This is a genomic window from Reyranella sp. (assembly GCF_017305915.1).
GTDB lineage: Bacteria > Pseudomonadota > Alphaproteobacteria > Reyranellales > Reyranellaceae > Reyranella.
Map to the genome: position 1 here is coordinate 228,034 of NZ_JAFKJN010000007.1, position 17,242 is coordinate 245,275.

Consider the following 17,242-nt stretch of genomic DNA (forward strand, 5'->3'; position numbering starts at 1 on the left):
CGCCCTTCTAGCACACTCCCTCATCCTGAGGAGCGAGCGCAGCGAGGGCGAGGTGAGGCGAAGCTAGGCGGCGCGCTTGCCGCCGCCCGATTTCGTCGCCTTGGCGATGTTGCGGGCCATCCGGCGGGTCTCGCGCGCGGCGCGGGCGTCCTTCTGGTCCTCCTCGTCGAACAGCGAGGCGAGCTGCTCCATCATCGTGCCGCCGAGCTGGTCGGCGTCGACGATGGTGACGGCGCGGCGGTAATAGCGCGTGACGTCGTGGCCGATGCCGATGGCGATCAGCTCGACCGGCGAGCGCGTCTCGATCCAGTCGATGACGTCGCGCAGGTGGCGTTCCAGGTAGTTGCCGGGGTTGACCGACAGCGTCGAATCGTCGACCGGCGCGCCGTCGGAGATCACCATCATGATCTTGCGCTCTTCGGTGCGCGGCAGCAGGCGGTTGTGCGCCCACAACAGCGCCTCGCCGTCGATGTTCTCCTTGAGGATGCCCTCGCGCAGCATCAGGCCGAGGTTCTTGCGGGCGCGTCGCCACGGCGCGTCGGCCGGCTTGTAGATGATGTGGCGCAGGTCGTTGAGGCGGCCCGGGTTGGCCGGCTTGCCGGCGGCGAGCCACTGCTCGCGACTCTGGCCACCCTTCCAGGCGCGGGTGGTGAAGCCCAGGATCTCGACCTTGACGCCGCAGCGCTCGAGCGTGCGGGCCAGGATGTCGGCGCTCATCGCCGCCACCGTGATCGGCCGGCCGCGCATCGAGCCCGAATTGTCGATCAGCAGCGACACCACGGTGTCGCGGAAGTTGGTGTCCTTCTCGACCTTGTAGGACAGCGAATGCATGGGGTTGGTGACGATGCGCGTCAGCCGCGCCGCATCGAGCATGCCCTCGTCGAGGTCGAACTCCCAGGAGCGGTTCTGCTGCGCCATCAGCCGGCGCTGCAGGCGGTTGGCGAGCTTGCCGATCACGCCCTGCAGATGGTTGAGCTGCTGGTCGAGATGGTTGCGCAGGCGGCCGAGCTCCTCGGCGTCGCACAGCTGGTCGGCGTCGACGATCTCGTCGAACTTCTGCGTGTAGGGATGGTACTGCTGGCCGAGCGGCTCGTTGCTGAGCGCTCCCGGCGGCAGCCACGGACGCTCGGCGCGGCCCGGCTCCTCCTCGTCGCCCGAGCCCATCTGCATCTCGGTCTGGGCCTGGTCGGCGGTGGTCTCCGAGGCGTCTTCCTGCTCCGACGCGTCCTCGGTTTCCTCGCCCTGGGCGCCGTAGCCCTGGCTCTCGCTGGAATCGCTCTGGTCGTCGCCGGTCTCGTTCGACTGGCCGTCGGCGTTCTCCTGGTCCTGACTGTCCTCCTGGTCCTCGTCCTGCAGGTCCGACGATTCGTCGCCGAGCTTGAGGTCGCGGATCAGCTGGCGCGCGGCGCGCGCGAATGCGTCCTGGTTGCCGAGCGTCTCCTTGAGCTTCTGGAAGTCGCGGCCGGCGGCGGCTTCGACGTCGGCGCGCCACATGTCGACCATCGCCTTGGCCGACTCGGGCGGCTGCGCGCCCAGAAGCTGCTCGCGCGCGATCAGGCTGATCACGTCGGCGATCGGCGCATCGTCCTTGTTCTTGACCCGGGCATGGCCGCGCTGGTCGGAGCGCTGGCGCCACAGGGCCGAAAGGTTGTCGGCGACGCCGGCCATGCGGCGGGCGCCCAGCGCCTCGACGCGGACCTGCTCGACCGCCTCGAAGATCGCCCGGGCGGTCTCGCCGCGCGGCACGCGGCGCAGGTGCATCTTGCGATCGTGATGGCGCAGCTTCAGCGCCATCGAATCGGCCTCGCCGCGCACGCGGCTCACGTCCTCCACGGGGAGGTCGCGGGCGGGCACGGTGATGCGCGCTTCCTGCCCGAGCAGCGAGCCGCCGTCGGGCACGAACGAGACGTTGACGTCCTTCTTCGAGATCGCCCGCATCGTGGTCGCGGTGACCCGACGGAACTCCTCGATCGGCGTGGTGTCCTTGGCCATCAGGCCCTCGTCAGTGCAGCTTGCCGCCCTTGCCGCTGGACGGCGGCAACTCCCTGCCGAAGCAGCGCTGGTAGTACTCGGCGAGCGTCGAACGCTCGACCTCGTCGCACTTGTTGAGGAAGGTCAGCCGGAAGGCAAAGCCGATGTCGCCGCCGAAGATGCGCGCGTTCTCCGCCCAGGTGATCACCGTACGCGGCGACATCACGGTCGAGATGTCGCCGGCGATGAAGCCGGCGCGGGTGAGGTCGGCCAGCGCCACCATCGCCGAGATGATCTTGCGACCGTCGTCGGTGTCGTAGGTCGGCGTCTTGGCGGCGACGATGTTCACTTCCTGGTCGTGCGGCAGGTAGTTCAGCGTCGTCACGATCGACCAGCGGTCCATCTGGCCCTGGTTGATCTGCTGCGTGCCGTGATAGAGGCCGGTCGTGTCGCCGAGGCCGACGGTGTTGGCCGTCGAGAACAGGCGGAACGACGGATGCGGGTGGATCACCTTGTTCTGGTCGAGCAGGGTGAGCTTGCCGTCGACCTCGAGCACGCGCTGGATCACGAACATCACGTCGGCGCGGCCGGCGTCGTACTCGTCGAACACCAGCGCGGTCGGGTTCTGCAGCGCCCACGGCAGGATGCCTTCACGAAACTCGGTGACCTGCTTGCCGTCGCGCAGCACGATCGCGTCCTTGCCGATCAGGTCGATACGGGAAATGTGGCTGTCGAGGTTGACGCGCAGGCAGGGCCAGTTGAGGCGCGCCGCGACCTGCTCGATGTGGGTCGACTTGCCGGTGCCGTGATAGCCCTGGACCATGACGCGTCGGTTGAAGGCGAAGCCGGCGAGGATCGCCATCGTGGTGTCATGGTCGAAGAGGTAAGCTTCATCCATCGCCGGCACGTGCTCGGTCGCGGTGGAGAAGGCCGGAACCTCCATGTCGGTGTCGATGCCGAACAGCTGGCGGGCGGAAACCTTGATATCCGGCATGCCCGAAACGTTCTGCCGGGCCGCGGTCGTCGTGGAAGCCATCACGTGTCCTACAATACAAAGCCCGCCAAATTGCGGGCTCACATGCTATAGTCGCAGGCCGGTTTGTGCACCGCAAGCGACCAATTGCCGTGGCTGCCCTGAACAGGGCTAATTGCTCGGCGGCTACTCCGCGGGCAGGTGCTCCGACGCCCGCAGGGTGGAATAGGCGGCGTTGATTTCCTTCAACTTTTCTTCCGCCTCCCGGTCGCCGCCATTGGCATCGGGATGGTGGATCTTGACCAGTTCCTTGTAACGAGATTTCACGACCGCCCGGGTCAGCGGCCATGAAAGTTCAAGGACCCCCATGGCGTTGCGTTCAGCCGGCGTGAGTTGCTCGCTGCCATCCATCTTGGGCGCCGGCTTCTCGAACAGCCCGGCTTCGTTGCTAAGGTCGAGCGGGTCATGGATGCGCGGCCCGTTCGACCGCCGGCCGCCGAGCGGCCAGACTGGACGACGCCAGGTGGTGTCGGCCCGTATGTGTTGCTCGATCGCGTCGGCGTCAAGGCCCGCGAAGTAGTCCCAGCGCTTGTTGTATTCGCGGATGTGCTCGAGACAGAACCAGCGATGCAGGTCGAGCTTGTCGCGCGCGAACGGCGCACGATACGCGCCGGCCAGTCGGCAGCCCGGCGCCTCGCAGACCCTTTCGAAGGTCTGCACGCCTTCCGTCGTCAGAGGTTTGGCTCGCCGTCGCGACATCGGATTAATATGTGTTCAACGCAATGGGCGGGCAAGGGAGGCAAGCGATGGGCGCGGTCGCAAACGCGATTGACAACAAGCTTCGGACGCGGTTCGCGCCGACACGGCTCAATATCGAGGACGAGTCGTCGCGCCATCGCGGCCATTCGGGCTACCGCGAGGGCGGCGAATCGCACTTCCGTGTCGAAATCGTGTCGGCCGCCTTCGAAGGCAAGAACCGCGTCGCCCGCCAGCGCTTGGTCTACGAGGCCCTGAAGGATGAGCTCGCCGCCGGCCTGCACGCGCTCGCGCTGACGACCCTGACGCCGGGCGAAGACAAGTAGTCTCGCTTCATATTCCTCTCCCCCGCTAGGGGGAGAGGCTAGGTGAGGGGGCTTCGAAGATCGTGCGCAACCCCCTCACCCAACCTCTCCCCCTAGCGGGGGAGAGGAGAATGACTTAGCCGTCGAGCTCGATTTCCTTGCCCTTTGCCGCGTCCCGCACCGCCTCGGCGTCCGGGCCGGTGTAGAACTGCGGCACCCAGCGCTTCGTCACTGCGCCGTCCGAGGCCCAGGCGTGGCAGTTGTCGATCATGTGCGGCCTGCGCTGCGGCTTGGCGGGATCGTGCGGCGCAGGCGGCTTGCCGATCTTGAGGCGATGCGCCGTCTGCAGCTCCTGCACCTTGCGCGAGCCGGCGGTCTGGAAGGCTGTCGTCGCCACCGGGCCCAGCAGCTCGACGAGGTGGGTGCAGCCATGCACGCCGCCCAGCCGCTCGCGCACCGCGCGGGTGAAGCCGGCGCCGATCCGCAGCCCGATCAGCTTCTTGAAGTTGGGCGTGATGTCGCCGCAGATGCGGTAGGGCGAGCTGTCGGTCACCGCCTCGACATCGACGATCGTGAAGCGGTGGTCGAGCGTCAGGCGGATCGACATGTCGTGGACATGGTCGCCGGGCTTGAGCGGCCCGCGCCATTCGTTGGCATGCTCGTAGGTCTTCTCGTCGGTGATCCGGCCCTCGATGTCGAACAGGCCGTCGTCGCGGTAGAAACCCTGGCAGGTGACCTTACGCGTGTGCAGATGCTGTCGCCCAACCGGCGGCGAAAGCGGCATGGTGAAACCCTCTCGGAAATCGGTTCAGCAGGGGGCCGTCTGACGGACCCTAGTTGGCGGCCTGTATGGCGGCCGGGGGGACAATGCGCAACTCGGCGATGCGAGTGCCCTCGCGCTTCAGAATTTCGAACCTGAAGCCGTAAAATGCATACATCTGGCCGACTTCCGGGATCCGGCGCGCCTCGTGCAGCACCAGGCCGGCGATGGTGATGGCGACGTCCTCGGGCAGCTCCCAGCCGAACTCGCGGTTGAGGTCGCGGATCGGCACGTCGCCCTGGCTGACGAAGGTGCCGTCGTCGCGCCGGATGACGCCGCGGCGGATGGCGTCGTGCTCGTCCTCGATGTCGCCGACGATCTCCTCGATGATGTCTTCCAGCGTGACGATGCCGAGCAGCGCGCCGTACTCGTCGACCACGATGGCGAAGTGCTCGTGGCGCTGGCGGAACGCCTCGAGCTGGTCGAACAGGATCGTCGATTCCGGGATGAACCAGGGCGGCGTCATGATGTCGTCGATCTTGACTCCGGCCGGTCCGCCGGCCGCGCGCACGGCGCGGAACAGGTCCTTGGCGTGCATGACGCCGATCACGTTGTCGGCCTCGCCGCGATAGAGCGGGATGCGGGTGTAGGGCGCCGCCAGCATCTGCGACACGATCGAATCGGGCGGGCCGTCGGCGTCGATCAGCACGACGTTGCCGCGATGGGTCATCACGTCGCCGACCGTGCGGTCGCCGAGATCGAGCACCGAGCGCAGCATCGCCTTCTCGGCCGGCGCGTCGGTGTCGGTGAGGTCGCTGCCGTGCATCTCGATGGCGCCGCGCAGCAGCTCGGCATGCTCCTCGGCGTCGGGCTTGCGATCGACGCGCACGCCCATCGCCCGCAGGAACACACGGCTGATCCAGGCGACCGCGCGCGCCGCCGGTCCGAGCAGCGACAGGCTGAACAGGATCGACGGTGCCAGGGTCAGCGCCATGCGGTCGGCCCGCAGCAGCGCCCAGGTCTTGGGCATCACCTCGGCGAAGACCACCACCAGGATGCCGACGATCACCGTCGCATAGACCACGCCGGCGGCGCCGAAGATCGCCGTCAGCACCGCCGTGGTCAGCGACGCCGACAGGATGTTCATCACGCTGTTGCCCAGCAGCACGGCGCTCACCGCCTCGTCCTTGCGTTCGAGCAGGCGGTTGACCATCGCCGCGCGCTTGTTGCCCTGTTGGGCGAGGCGGTGCATGCGCGGCGGCGAGGCGCCGGTGATCGCCGTCTCGGCGGCCGACATGTAGGCGCTGAGCGCCAGGCACAGCAGCACCGCCGGGCCCGCCAGCCACAGCGGCAGATGAAGCGCGATTTCGTGTTCCATGGGGGCTAGGCGGCGATCGCCTGGTCGAGGAGGCGATGCAGGTCCGCTTCCTTGACGTCGCGGCTGACGAAGGCTTTGCCGATGCCGCGCGCCAGGATGAAGGTGAGCTTGCCTGCCTCGGCTTTCTTGTCGCCGCGCATGTGCTCGATCAGCTTTCCGGCGTCCCAGGAACGATAGTTGTCGCCGCCGATAGAGCGCAGTCGCACCGGCAGCCCGATCGCTGCCAGATGTTTGCGCACGCGGACGGCATCCGGCGCGGGGCAGAGGCCGAGCGCGGCCGAGAGGTCGAAGGCCATCGCCATGCCGGCCCCCACGGCTTCGCCGTGCAGCAGGTCGGGGCCGAAGCCGGTCTCGGCTTCCAGCGCATGACCGAAAGTGTGGCCGAGATTGAGCAGCGCGCGCAGGTCGGTGGTCTCGCGTTCGTCGGCGACGACGATGCGCGCCTTGGCGCGGCAGCTCTGCTCGATGGCATAGGTGCGCTTGGCGGCATCGCCCGACAGCACGGCGGCGCCGTTGGTCTCGCACCAGGTCCAGAAATCGGGATCGTCGATCAGGCCGTACTTGGCGACCTCGGCGTAGCCCGCCAGCAGCTCGCGCTTGGGCAACGTGTCGAGCACGTCGGTGTCGGCCAGCACCAGCTTCGGCTGGTAGAAAGCGCCGATCAGGTTCTTGCCGTGGCGGGTGTTGATGCCGGTCTTGCCGCCGACCGACGAATCGACCTGCGCCAGCAGGGTCGTCGGTATCTGGATGAAATCGACACCGCGCAGCAGGGTAGCTGCGGCGAAGCCGGTGAGATCGCCGACCACGCCGCCACCCAGCGCTACCAGCGTCGTCTTGCGGTCGGGCCGCTGGTCGAGCAGCGCGTTCATCAGCTCGCCGAACGATTCGAACGCCTTGCTGCTTTCGCCGGCCGGCAGGATGGCGAGCGTCGCCGCGATGCCGGCCTTCTTGAAGGCCTCGTAGACGCGCGCGCCGTAGAGCGGTGCGACGGTTTCGTCGGTCACAACTATGACTCGCCGCGACGGCAGCAGGCCGGCGCTAAGGTCGCCGACGCGATCGATCAGGCCGGGACCGATCAGGATGTCGTAGCTGCGGCCGGCGAGGCTCACGGAGACGGTGGTCATGCCGCGGCTCCTGCCGCCTGCGGCTCGAGATGGCGGCGCAGCGCCTCCAGCACCTGGTCGGTCGTCACTTCGGCAGGTTGGGCGGTCGATTCCACCACGACATCGGCTTCGGCATAGACGGGGTAACGCTGGTTCATCAGGCGCTCGAGAATTTCCCGGGGATCGCCCTGGCGCAACAGCGGCCGGTGCGTCCGCTTCTTCACTCGGTCGTAGAGCACGTCGAGGTCGGCACGCAACCAGACGGTGATGGCGTGCGCGCGCATCAGCCCGCGCGTCTCGGCATCCATGTAGGCGCCGCCGCCGGTCGACAGGACGTGCGCCGGGCCGGCCAGCAGGCGGGAGATCACGCGGCGCTCGCCGTTGCGGAACTCGGTCTCGCCGAAGCGCTCGAAGAACTCCGCGATCGAGCAGCCGGCCGCGCGCTCGATCTCGTCGTCGGCGTCGACGAACGGCAGGCCGAGCCGGAGCGCCAGCCGCTTGCCGATGGCGCTCTTGCCGGCGCCCATCAGGCCGACCAGGGCGACGGTCCGCGGTACTGAAAGAGGAGGGGAAGAGGAGTCCATGAGGTCAGTGTCTCTGCATGTCGCCCATTCCGTCGCCTGTTTCAAGCGACCGGCCGGCGGCGATTGCCGCCTTTAGGGAGGACGGGTAGTTTGCGCCGCGTGCCCCTGTTCCGTCCCAAACCTCAGCTGCCGACCTTCCGTCTGGGGCCCTTCTTGATCATCCTCGTGGTCTGCGTCGTGGCCATCGGCGCGGTGGCCCTGGCCGTCTTCGAGCCGCGCCCCCCGATCAAGCATTTCGAGGTGCCGGTCCCCAATGAACGTTTCTCGCGCTAGTCTGCTCGTATTGGCGCTCTTTGCAGGCGCCGTGCCGGCAGCGGCGCAGGCCCAGTTCGACGACTTCCCCACAGGCTTTCTGCGTCCGGCCACCGGCGGCATGCCGCCGGACGCCTGGAACGGCACGTCGCTCGCCACGGCCAAGCGGCTGGTGTCGGCGCTGTCCCCGGCGCCGCGCAGCCGCGCGCTGCGCGACCTGCAGTTCAAGGTGCTGGTCAGCGAGCTGGTGACGCCCGGGGGCGACGGCGGCCCGCCGCCGGCCCTGTTCGCGCGCAAGGTCGACAAGCTCGCGGCCATGGGCGAGGGCGAGAGCCTGAACGAGATGGTGCGCGCCGCCGGCGGCTACGAGGATCCGGCGATCGCCGCCGCCACCGTCAACGCCCTGATGATGGCCGGCGAGCGCGGCGGCGCCTGCGCCATCGCCGCCAGCCATCCGATGACCGAGCCGTTCGGCCGCCGCGCGACGGCGGCCTGCCAGGGCGGCTCCGATGGCGCTGTGTCGACCGCGGTGCTCGACGGCCCGGCCCTGGCGATGGTCGGCGCGTCGGGCGCGCGCCTGCCCGCGTCGGCGCTGCAGTCGAGCCAGCCGCCGATGATGCGCGCGCTGGTCGCCAACAAGGCGCTGCCGCTGCAGACGCGGATCGAGGTCGCCGAGCGCGGCGAGGCGGGCGCCATCATCGAGGCGACGCGGCTCAGCGACCTTTATGTCCAGGCGGTGCGCGAGAACGTCCCCTTGCCCGGACCGATGGCGCGGCGGGCGCAGCTGGTCGCGGCCGTCAGCAACGCAACCACAGGCCCCGAGATCGTCCAGTCGATCGCCGCGGTCTATGCCGAGACCCGCAACAGCCCGTTGTTCCCGACCATCGCGCGCGCCACCGCAGCCGGGCTGCTGCGCCTGTCGCCGCAGCCGCAATTCGCGAACGTGGCACAGGAGGCGATCCGCGGATTCCTTCTCCTGGGCGACAAGAAGCTGACCGAAGCGTGGGTCAAGCTCGCGGTCGACAATGCGCTCAACAAGAACGACCCGGTGACGATCGCAGCGCTCGACCATCTGATGCCGCTGGTCGCCGTGGCCGGCATCGACAATCCGCGCAGCCTGCCGGTCGAGACGGTCAACCGCTGGTACGGCGTGCTTCGGCGCGACGATCCCGCGCGCGCGCCGTGGCGCGGCAACCTGCTGCTCGAGCTGTTCCGCGCCACCGGCATCGACGTGCCGGCGGGCACCACGCCGCTGCCCGAGCAGCCAACCGGCGTGCGGCTGGTTGCACCACCGGCCGCGACGCTGCAGGCCTTGCAGGCCGCGGCGTCGGGACGTCGCCGCGCCGAAACGGCACTGTTGGCGGCATTGGCGCTGGGCGAGCTGCCGCTCGAGTCGCTGCATCCCGCAGCGGTCGGCACCATCGTGCGCAGCCTGCGCATCGTCGGCGAGGATGAATCGGCCCGCCAGTTCGCGATCGAAGTCGCGATCGCCGCCGGCCTGTGAAAAAAAGACAACCTGTCGAGCGCAGCCGCGAGGTCGAGGCCTTCCTCGAGATGCTCGAGGCTGAGCGCGGCGCCTCGCGCAACACGCTCGAAGCCTATGGGCGCGACCTCGACGACCTGCAGACCTTCCTGGCGCGGCGCAAGCAGAAGCCGGTGATGGCCGATGCCGCGGCGCTGCGCGCCTACCTGAAGGCGCTCGACTATGTCGGCATGACGCCGCGCACCGTGGCGCGGCGGCTGTCGGTGCTGCGCCAGTTCTACCGTTTCCTGCTGGCCGAGCGGATGCGCGACGACGATCCGGCGAGCACGCTCGATTCGCCCAAGCTCGGCCGGCCGCTGCCCAAGGTGCTGACCCGCGTCGAGGTCGATCGCCTGATCGAGGCGGCGCAGGCCCAGACCAAGCCCAGAGGCCGCGACGGCGGTCGCATGGAGACCCTGCTGGAGATCCTCTACGGCTCGGGCCTGCGCGTGTCGGAGCTGGTCGGCCTGCCGGTGGCGGCGGCCGAGCGCGATCCGACCATGCTGCTGGTGCGCGGCAAGGGCAACAAGGAGCGCCAGGTGCCGCTCTCGGATCCGGCGCGCGCGGCGATCGCCAAGTGGCTGCGCACACGGGCAGCCTCGCTCGGCGAGGGCGAGAAGTCGCGCCACCTGTTCCCGTCGCGCGGCCGCGAAGGCCATCTGACGCGCCAGCGCTTTGCGCAGCTCCTGAAGGAAGCGGCGCTGGCCGCGGGCATCGATCCGGTGCGGGTCTCGCCGCACGTGCTGCGCCATGCCTTCGCCAGCCACCTGCTCGAGGCCGGCGCGGACTTGCGCAGCGTGCAATTGATGCTGGGCCACGCCGACATTGCGACGACACAGATCTACACCCACGTCGTGCCGGAGAAGTTGCGCGCCCTGGTCGAGGACCACCATCCGCTGGCCAAGCGCCGCCGGCGGCCGGTTGACAGAACCCGGGAGCCGGGCGAGAGCTAGCCGCGCATGACGACGTATCTCGATTTCGAGAAGCCGATCGCGGAGCTCGAAAGCAAGATTGCCGAGCTGCGGCACCTTCCCAACTCGGCCGATGTCGACATCGCCGACGAGGTGATGCGCCTGCAGGACAAGGTGCAGAAGCTGCTGCGCCAGACCTATGCCAAGCTGACGCCGTGGCAGCGGGTGCTGGTGGCGCGTCATGTCGAGCGGCCGCATGCGCAGCGCTACATCGACCGGCTGATCGCCGACTACCAGCCGCTGGCCGGCGACCGCGCCTTCGGCGAGGACTTCGCCGTCGTCGGCGGGCTGGGGCGGCTCGGCGGCCGCAGCGTCGTGGTGATCGGCCAGGAGAAGGGCGACGACACCGATTCGCGCATCAAGCACAATTTCGGCATGCCGCGGCCGGAGGGCTATCGCAAGGCGCAGCGGCTGATGAAGCTCGCCGACCGCTTCAGGCTGCCGGTGCTGACCCTGGTCGACACGCCGGGCGCCTATCCCGGCCTCGATGCCGAGGCGCGCGGCCAGGCGGAGGCGATCGCGACCTCGATCGACACCTGCCTCGCGATCGGCGTGCCGCTGGTCAGCGTGGTGATCGGCGAGGGCGGTTCGGGCGGCGCCCTGGCGATCGCCTCGGCCGACAAGGTGTTCATGCTGGAGAACGCGGTCTATTCGGTGATCACGCCTGAGGGCTGTGCCTCGATCCTGTGGCGCTCCAACGCCCAGGCGCAGGAGGCGGCCGAGGCGATGAAGGTCACCGCCCAGGACCTCAAGCGCCTCGACGTGATCGACGAGGTCATCCCCGAGCCGATGGGCGGCGCCCATCGCGCGCCCGACGAGACGATCGATACGGTGGGCAAGGCCGTGTCCAGCGCGCTCGAGCAGCTCGGCAACCTCGATTCCGACACGCTGCGCCGGCAGCGCCAGGACAAGTTCCTCGCCATGGGCAAGAAGGGGCTCTAGCCCCGTTGTCGGCGTTGCGTCTCAGCGTTCTCGACCAGTCGCCGATTCGCAAGGGCGGCACGCCCGCCGACGCGGTGCGCGAGACGCTGGAGCTGGCGCAACTCTGCGATCGCCTCGGTTATCACCGTTATTGGCTGGCCGAGCATCACAGCAGCGAGGCCCTCGCAGGTTCGACGCCCGAGGTGCTGATCACCCGGGTCGCGGGTCTCACCGGGCGCATGAAGATCGGCTCGGGCGGCGTGATGCTGCCGCACTACAGCGCGCTCAAGGTCGCCGAGAACTTCCGCATGCTGGAGACGCTGTTCCCCGGCCGCATCGATCTCGGCATCGGCCGTGCGCCGGGCAGCGACCAGCGTACCATGCGCGTGCTGGCCGCCGGCAAGCCCAACTGGAACGACCCGTCCGACTATCCGGTGCAGGTGCGCGACCTGGTGGCGTGGCTGCACGACGCGCTGCCCGACAAGCACGTTGCGACCGGCATCACCGCGCAGCCGGTCGGCGGTACGGCGCCCGATGTCTGGCTGCTCGGCTCGAGCGATGACAGCGCAGCGCTCGCCGCGCACTTCGGCCTGCCGTTCTGCTTCGCCCACTTCATCAATCCCGACGGCGGCGACGGCGTCACGCGCGCTTATCGCGCGCACTTCCGGCCGTCGGCGCTCCATCCCGAGCCGAAGGCGATGATGGCAATGGGAGTCATGTGCGCGGAGACCGATGAGGAAGCGGACCTCCTGTCCAAGAGCCGCGAGCTGTGGGCGATGCGGTTGCGCACCCAGAACGAGCCCGGGCCGTTTCCGCCGGTCGAGGAGGCGCTGGCGGCGGAGAAGGATCCGCGGACCCGGGCCTTCATGGCGGCGATGCGCCGCCGCGCGGTCACCGGCTCGCCCAGGACGGTGCGCGCCGGCATCGAGGATCATGCGCGGCGCTACGAGGTCGAGGAGATCATGCTGGTGACGATCTGCTTCGACTTCGCCAAGCGCAAACGCTCCTACGAGCTGATCGCCGAGGCATTCGGCCTCTAGAGCCCGGCGAGCGGGAAGCCGCCGACCTTGGCGTTGCGTGGCCGGCGATACTCGATGAACGAACGTGCCTCGTCGCGCCCGCCGCCGCGTAGCTTGGCCGAGGCGACCACGTATTCCAGCAGATCGCGTTGCGCGCGGCTGCCGCCGAGGCGTTCGTGCGTGGCGAGCAGGGGCTCGATCTCGGTCGCCGCGGTCTTGTAGTCGCCGTTCGCATAGGCTTTGAAGCCGCGCGCCATCGGCGGGACCATGTCGCCGGCGCTGCCGCGCGGACTGTCGGTGAAGGGCGCGAGCTTGTCGACGTCGCCGGCCATCGCGTAGGCGAGCACGGTGTGCATGTCGACGAAGCTCAGGCCCGGCTTGCCGAACCACTGGGTCGAGTACTCCGCCAGCTCGCGCCACAGCTCGGGCTTGCGCGGCTCGCCCGCCATCTCGGCGCGCAGCAGGAAGGCCGGGCAGTCGGTTGCGACATTGACCTGCGGACCCCACGCCGCGCCGGGCCGCAGCGATTCGTTGTAGATGCGCCAGGCGTCGGCGATGCGGCCGGTCTCGAGCGACCACAGCGCCTGGTGCCAGCTGTTGTGGCAGTGCATCAGGCCGTCGCGCGGATAGTCCTTCATCCAGTCGTTGAGAAAGGCCAACCCGGCCTCGCGCTCGCCAACCTCGTAGAACAGATGGCCGCGGATGTGCGAGGCGTGGGCGCTGCGCGGAAAGCCCGCCAGCGCCGTTTCGATGTTGCGCTCGCCTTCGGCAAACTGGCCGAGCTCGATCTGGGCGAAGGCGAGCTGGGTGCGGTACCACCAGTCGTCGCCGTAGTGCTGCTCCAGCGGCGCGATCATCTCGAGCTGTTCCTGCTCGCGGCCAACCCGGCCGCAGAAGCCGATCAGGCCGAACACGCTGGTCGCCGGCGCGAAGGCCATGGCGTCGCGCGGCCAGGTCTTGAGATGCTCCTTGATCGCCGCCAGCGCGGCCTCGCCGTGGCCGGTCAGGATCTTGTCGAAGATCGCGATATGGCTCTGCTCGCGCGGGCTCGCGCCGGCCGCGAGCTCGAGCGCCCGCGCGCGCGGCACCTTGGCCTCGTGGCCGCGGCCCATCAGCTGCTTGGCGCGCGCCAGCGAGATGTGGGCGAGCGCGAAGCCCTCGTCGGCGGCGACGGCCTCGGCGAAGGCGTGGTCGGTGCCGGGCGTCGCGGCCATCAGGCTGTCGGCGCCGCGGACGTAGGCGTCGCGCGCGGCGGCCGATTGAGTGCCGAGCTCGTTGCCGTAGCGATCCTTCAGCATCACGCCTTCTCCTTGCCCGCCGTCGCGTCCCACATCGGAGAGGCCATCGTCTCCGTGAAGTTGCTGAACATCAAGTTGAAGGAGATGCTGATGCGCTCGGTCTCGCCGTCATTGGCCGGCACGTTGTGCTTGACCCAGGCCGGGAAGATCAGCAGGCGGCCCTCCTTGCTCTGGGCGTCGGCGCCGTTGGCGGTGAGCCGCGTGTACTGCCGCGGCCGCGGCATGATCATCGACGGCCGCGGATCCTGGAACTGGATGCGCGAGCCGCTGGGCGGCACGGCGACGTAATAAACGCCGCTCAGGTAGTTGTTCGGATGGTGGTGCGTCGGGTGATAGGCGCCGGGCGGATTGATGTTGGCCCAGCAGCCGGTGATCACCATCGGATAGTGGTCGACCTGCAGGAAACGGGCGATGCCGCGGCCGGCCATCTCGACCAGCTTGACGAACTCGGCGAAGGCCGGCCGCTTGTGCAGGTCCTGCGGCGTCTGCCAGTTGCTGCCCGCCGGCACCTTGGGCCGCGGCGAGATGAGGCGCTCGATCTCCGCCTTGAGCTTGGCGTTGAGCGGGGCGGCTTCGGCGGCCTTGAGGTCGACGATCCAGAGAGGGGTCGGGAAGAGTTCCTGGACGTCCTGCTTTTCGATCATGCGGCCATTATCTCATGGCCCGCTGCAGACGGTCGAGTTGCGCGGGGATCGCCGCGGCGTCGGTCACTGGCAGCGAGCAGAAGGTGCGGGTGCAGGCGAAGGCCGCCGGGCCGTCCGGGAAGTCCGGATAGTCGACGTCGGGATTGGCGAGGCGGCCCTCGCGCTTGTCCCACCATTCGGCGCGTTTGTAGGCGAGCGGATAGGCGAGTGCCGCGGCATAGAGCGCGGCGCTGCGCGGATCGTCCTTGGCGCCGACGACGGTGACGTGCACCGGCTCGTTGCGCAGCTCGTCCTCGGCCAGCAGCACGTCGGGCAGGAAGGCCGCCTGCTCCAGGACCGCGGGCGAGGCGAGATAGCCCATGCCGGCCTCGGCGATCTCGCGATACCGCGCATTGCCGGCATAGAAGGCGAGCAGGGTGAAGAAGCGCGTGGTTGTGACATTGTCCTCGCGCTGCTTGATCGGCTTGGGCAGGTGCTTGGCATCGGGCGAGGCCGAGACGAAGAAGCCGCCGGTCTTGGGATCGACGAAGGTCGCGGCGATGAAGTCGCCGGCGGCGATCGCGGCCTGCAGCCACTTGGCGTTGCCGGTCGAGCGATGCAGCGCCAGCAGCGCCGCACCCATCTCGACCGAATCGGCCAGGTACGGTCCGGCCGCATCCTGCGCGGCGTGGCGGAAGCCGCCGCCGTTCAGCGCGCGCTCGCGCAGCGCCCAGTCGGTGCCCGCAATGGCGAGCGCCAGCGCCTCCTGGTTGCCGGTGGCGTCGTAATACGCGGCGAGGCCCTGGATCGCCTGGCCGGTCTCGCGCGCATATTGACGCTTGTCGACGCCGGGCTGGCCTTCGGCCATGCCCATCGAGGCATGGAAGCCGCCGCTCGGACCAGCGAGCTTGTCCCTCAGGAAGCGGTAGATGTCGTCTGCCGCCTTGCGATAGGCCGAATCGCCGAACAGTACCGAGGCGCGCGCATAGGCGGCGAGTCCGGCCTGCTGCGCAAACATCGGGAACTCGAGCGACGGCTTGGACCAGTCGGGCGCCAGCGTCACCTGGCTGATGCCGCCGGAGTCCTTGTCGATCAGCGCGATCATCCGGGTCAGCGTCTGCTTGATCCGCGGCGTGGCCTCGGCGTCTCCCGCTTTGGCGCGGTCGAGGAACCAGCCGAGCGTCGGGCCGTCGACCAGCTTGCTCTTGCCCCAGCCGCCATTGGCCGGGTCCCAGGCCTTGCCCAGGAAGGCGAGGATGGCGGCGCGAGCCGCGTCGGTGAGGCCGGTCGACAGCGTCCGCTCGCGCTCGGGCCCGCCGGGCTCGCCGTAATCGACCGGCAAGGGATCCTTGATCGTCTCCCGCAGCACCGGGATGAAGAACTGCGGCGAGTAGAAGCCGCGCAGCTTCACGATCTCGGTGCCGTCCGGCCCGAAGATGATGGTCGCCGGCCAGCCCCAGCGCTCGTAGCGCTGCGAGATGTCGGGCCGGCTGTCCTGGTCGACATGGACCGGGATGAAATGATCCCTGAGCTCGGCGCGCACCATCGGGTTGGCCCAGGTCTCGCGGTTCATGGTCAGGCACCACGGGCACCACCAGCTTTGCAGCGACACGATCACGAACTTCTTCTCGGCTCGGGCGCGCGCGAAGGTGGCCTCGTTCCACTCGCTCCAGAAGCCGTCCGCGTTCTCGAGCGGGGCCGCCCAAGGAGCGTGGGGCACCGCACCGATGCCGAGCAGCAAAATCGCGAGGACTCCGAGGAAGCGTGTCATGAAAGCCATTTGCCGCCGCACCCCTTCGGTGGTCCAATCACGGGCAAACACAGGATCGGGAGGAACCCATGGCCATCTCCATCCATGCCGTCACACCCTCTTTCGCCGCTGAGATCGGCGACGTCGATCTTGGCCGGCCGCTCTCCGCCACCGACGTCGCCGCGGTCAAGGCCGCCTTCACCCAGTATGCGGTGCTGGTCTTTCCCGACCAGACCTTCAGCGACGAGAGCCATCTCGACTTCGCCCGCCATTTCGGCCCGCTCGAGACGTCGGTGTTCAAGCTGCGCACCGATCACAAGATGCGGCTGCCCGAGCAGATGGCCGATGTCGGCAACCTCGACGCCGACAACAACATCCTGGCCGAGAACGACCGCATCCGGCTGTACCAGCTCGGCAACCGGCTGTGGCACACCGATTCCTCGTTCAAGCGGCTGCCGGCCTACTGCTCGATCCTGCACGGCCGCTCGATCCCGCCGATCGGCGGCCACACCGAGTTCGCCGACCTGCGCGCCGCCTACGACGCGCTGCCCGATAGGATGAAGCGCAGGCTCGAGGGCCTGGTCGCCTGGCATTCGCTGATGACCTCGCGCGCCAAGCTCGGCTTCTCCGATTTCGACGAGGCCGAGAAGACGGCCTTCGAGCCGGTGCCGCAGGTGCTCGTTCGCCGGCTGCAGGACAGCGGCCGCATAAGCCTCTATCTCGCGAGCCACGCCGGCACGATCAGCGGCATGCCCAGGGCCGACGCCGAGGCGCTGCTCAAGGAGCTGATCGAGCGCGCGACGCAACGGCAGTTCGTCTACAGCCATCGCTGGCGCATCAACGACCTGGTGATGTGGGACGACCGCTGCACCATGCATCGCGGCATGGATTTCGACGACCAGCGCTACAAGCGCGACATGCGCCGCGCCACCGTCTCCGACGTCGCGCCGACCTGCGAGCAGATGGGCCTGGCGGTCGCGGCGGAGTGATCCGGCCGCGACCGGTTTCGCCCGTTTTTGCCGTTTCTGGCGATCCCACCGTTTTCGTGGCGCCGAC

General features: G+C 68.7%; 16 protein-coding genes. 6 read left to right on the top strand and 10 right to left on the bottom strand.

Annotated features, from left to right (window positions below; translation table 11 throughout):
• Window positions 1-63 precede the first annotated feature (63 nt).
• The 3 genes from cobT to J0J01_RS04670 all read right to left on the bottom strand — a co-directional run bounded on the left by cobT (window position 64) and on the right by J0J01_RS04670 (window position 3,703).
• Window positions 64-1,992, bottom strand: coding sequence for a cobaltochelatase subunit CobT (gene cobT, locus J0J01_RS04660; RefSeq protein WP_296379045.1), 1,929 nt, complete (start codon window positions 1,990-1,992; stop codon window positions 64-66).
• 10 nt (window positions 1,993-2,002) lie between these two features.
• Complete coding sequence (cobS, locus tag J0J01_RS04665; protein WP_296379046.1) at window positions 2,003-3,007, bottom strand: cobaltochelatase subunit CobS; 1,005 nt, start codon at window positions 3,005-3,007, stop codon at window positions 2,003-2,005.
• Between the two features lie 123 nt (window positions 3,008-3,130).
• Window positions 3,131-3,703, bottom strand: a complete 573-nt coding sequence (locus J0J01_RS04670; protein ID WP_296379047.1) for a J domain-containing protein — start codon at window positions 3,701-3,703, stop codon at window positions 3,131-3,133.
• A 47-nt stretch (window positions 3,704-3,750) separates the two neighbouring features.
• Here J0J01_RS04670 and J0J01_RS04675 point away from each other — a divergent pair, with 47 nt between their 5' ends.
• Entirely contained in the window at window positions 3,751-4,026 is a 276-nt protein-coding gene (locus J0J01_RS04675) for a BolA family protein (protein ID WP_296379049.1), read from the top strand.
• 115 nt (window positions 4,027-4,141) lie between these two features.
• Here the strand turns inward: J0J01_RS04675 and J0J01_RS04680 are convergent, their stop codons facing one another.
• Genes J0J01_RS04680 through J0J01_RS04695 form a run of 4 tightly spaced genes read right to left on the bottom strand, consistent with a single transcriptional unit; the run spans window position 4,142 to window position 7,830 of the window.
• Window positions 4,142-4,789, bottom strand: coding sequence for a DUF2889 domain-containing protein (locus J0J01_RS04680; RefSeq protein WP_296379050.1), 648 nt, complete (start codon window positions 4,787-4,789; stop codon window positions 4,142-4,144).
• A 49-nt stretch (window positions 4,790-4,838) separates the two neighbouring features.
• Complete coding sequence (locus J0J01_RS04685; protein ID WP_296379051.1) at window positions 4,839-6,143, bottom strand: HlyC/CorC family transporter; 1,305 nt, start codon at window positions 6,141-6,143, stop codon at window positions 4,839-4,841.
• A gap of 5 nt (window positions 6,144-6,148) precedes the next feature.
• Entirely contained in the window at window positions 6,149-7,267 is a 1,119-nt protein-coding gene (gene aroB, locus J0J01_RS04690) for a 3-dehydroquinate synthase (RefSeq protein WP_296379052.1), read from the bottom strand.
• Entirely contained in the window at window positions 7,264-7,830 is a 567-nt protein-coding gene (locus J0J01_RS04695) for a shikimate kinase (protein ID WP_296379053.1), read from the bottom strand. The genes aroB and J0J01_RS04695 overlap by 4 nt, the downstream gene beginning before the upstream one ends.
• Before the next feature lie 283 nt (window positions 7,831-8,113).
• Here J0J01_RS04695 and J0J01_RS04700 point away from each other — a divergent pair, with 283 nt between their 5' ends.
• The 4 genes from J0J01_RS04700 to J0J01_RS04715 are packed head-to-tail and all read left to right on the top strand — an operon-like array spanning window position 8,114 to window position 12,536.
• Window positions 8,114-9,586, top strand: coding sequence for a hypothetical protein (locus J0J01_RS04700; protein WP_296379054.1), 1,473 nt, complete (start codon window positions 8,114-8,116; stop codon window positions 9,584-9,586).
• A complete protein-coding gene (locus tag J0J01_RS04705) occupies window positions 9,583-10,557 on the top strand; it encodes a site-specific tyrosine recombinase XerD (RefSeq protein ID WP_296379055.1) in 975 nt (324 codons plus the stop codon). Before J0J01_RS04700 ends, J0J01_RS04705 begins: the two co-directional genes overlap by 4 nt.
• Before the next feature lie 6 nt (window positions 10,558-10,563).
• Window positions 10,564-11,517, top strand: coding sequence for an acetyl-CoA carboxylase carboxyltransferase subunit alpha (locus J0J01_RS04710; protein WP_296379056.1), 954 nt, complete (start codon window positions 10,564-10,566; stop codon window positions 11,515-11,517).
• Window positions 11,518-11,531: 14 nt separating this feature from the next.
• Window positions 11,532-12,536, top strand: coding sequence for an LLM class flavin-dependent oxidoreductase (locus tag J0J01_RS04715; RefSeq protein WP_296379057.1), 1,005 nt, complete (start codon window positions 11,532-11,534; stop codon window positions 12,534-12,536).
• Here the strand turns inward: J0J01_RS04715 and J0J01_RS04720 are convergent.
• From J0J01_RS04720 to J0J01_RS04730, 3 genes are read right to left on the bottom strand one after another with little or no spacing between them, the layout of a single operon-like run.
• On the bottom strand, window positions 12,533-13,813 hold the full coding sequence (locus J0J01_RS04720) for a tetratricopeptide repeat protein (RefSeq protein WP_296379058.1): 1,281 nt from the start codon (window positions 13,811-13,813) through the stop codon (window positions 12,533-12,535). The two genes, J0J01_RS04715 and J0J01_RS04720, sit on opposite strands and share 4 nt — an antisense overlap.
• The gene (locus J0J01_RS04725; RefSeq protein ID WP_296379059.1) at window positions 13,813-14,457 is read right to left on the bottom strand and encodes a TIGR02466 family protein; all 645 of its coding nucleotides are present in this window, start codon (window positions 14,455-14,457) and stop codon (window positions 13,813-13,815) included. Before J0J01_RS04725 ends, J0J01_RS04720 begins: the two co-directional genes overlap by 1 nt.
• 7 nt (window positions 14,458-14,464) lie before the next feature.
• Window positions 14,465-16,207 carry a DUF255 domain-containing protein gene (locus J0J01_RS04730; protein ID WP_296379060.1) on the bottom strand — a complete coding sequence of 581 codons (1,743 nt, stop codon included), beginning with the start codon at window positions 16,205-16,207 and terminating at the stop codon, window positions 14,465-14,467.
• A 68-nt stretch (window positions 16,208-16,275) separates the two neighbouring features.
• Here J0J01_RS04730 and J0J01_RS04735 point away from each other — a divergent pair, with 68 nt between their 5' ends.
• Window positions 16,276-17,175, top strand: coding sequence for a TauD/TfdA family dioxygenase (locus J0J01_RS04735; protein WP_296379061.1), 900 nt, complete (start codon window positions 16,276-16,278; stop codon window positions 17,173-17,175).
• Window positions 17,176-17,242: the final 67 nt, after the last annotated feature.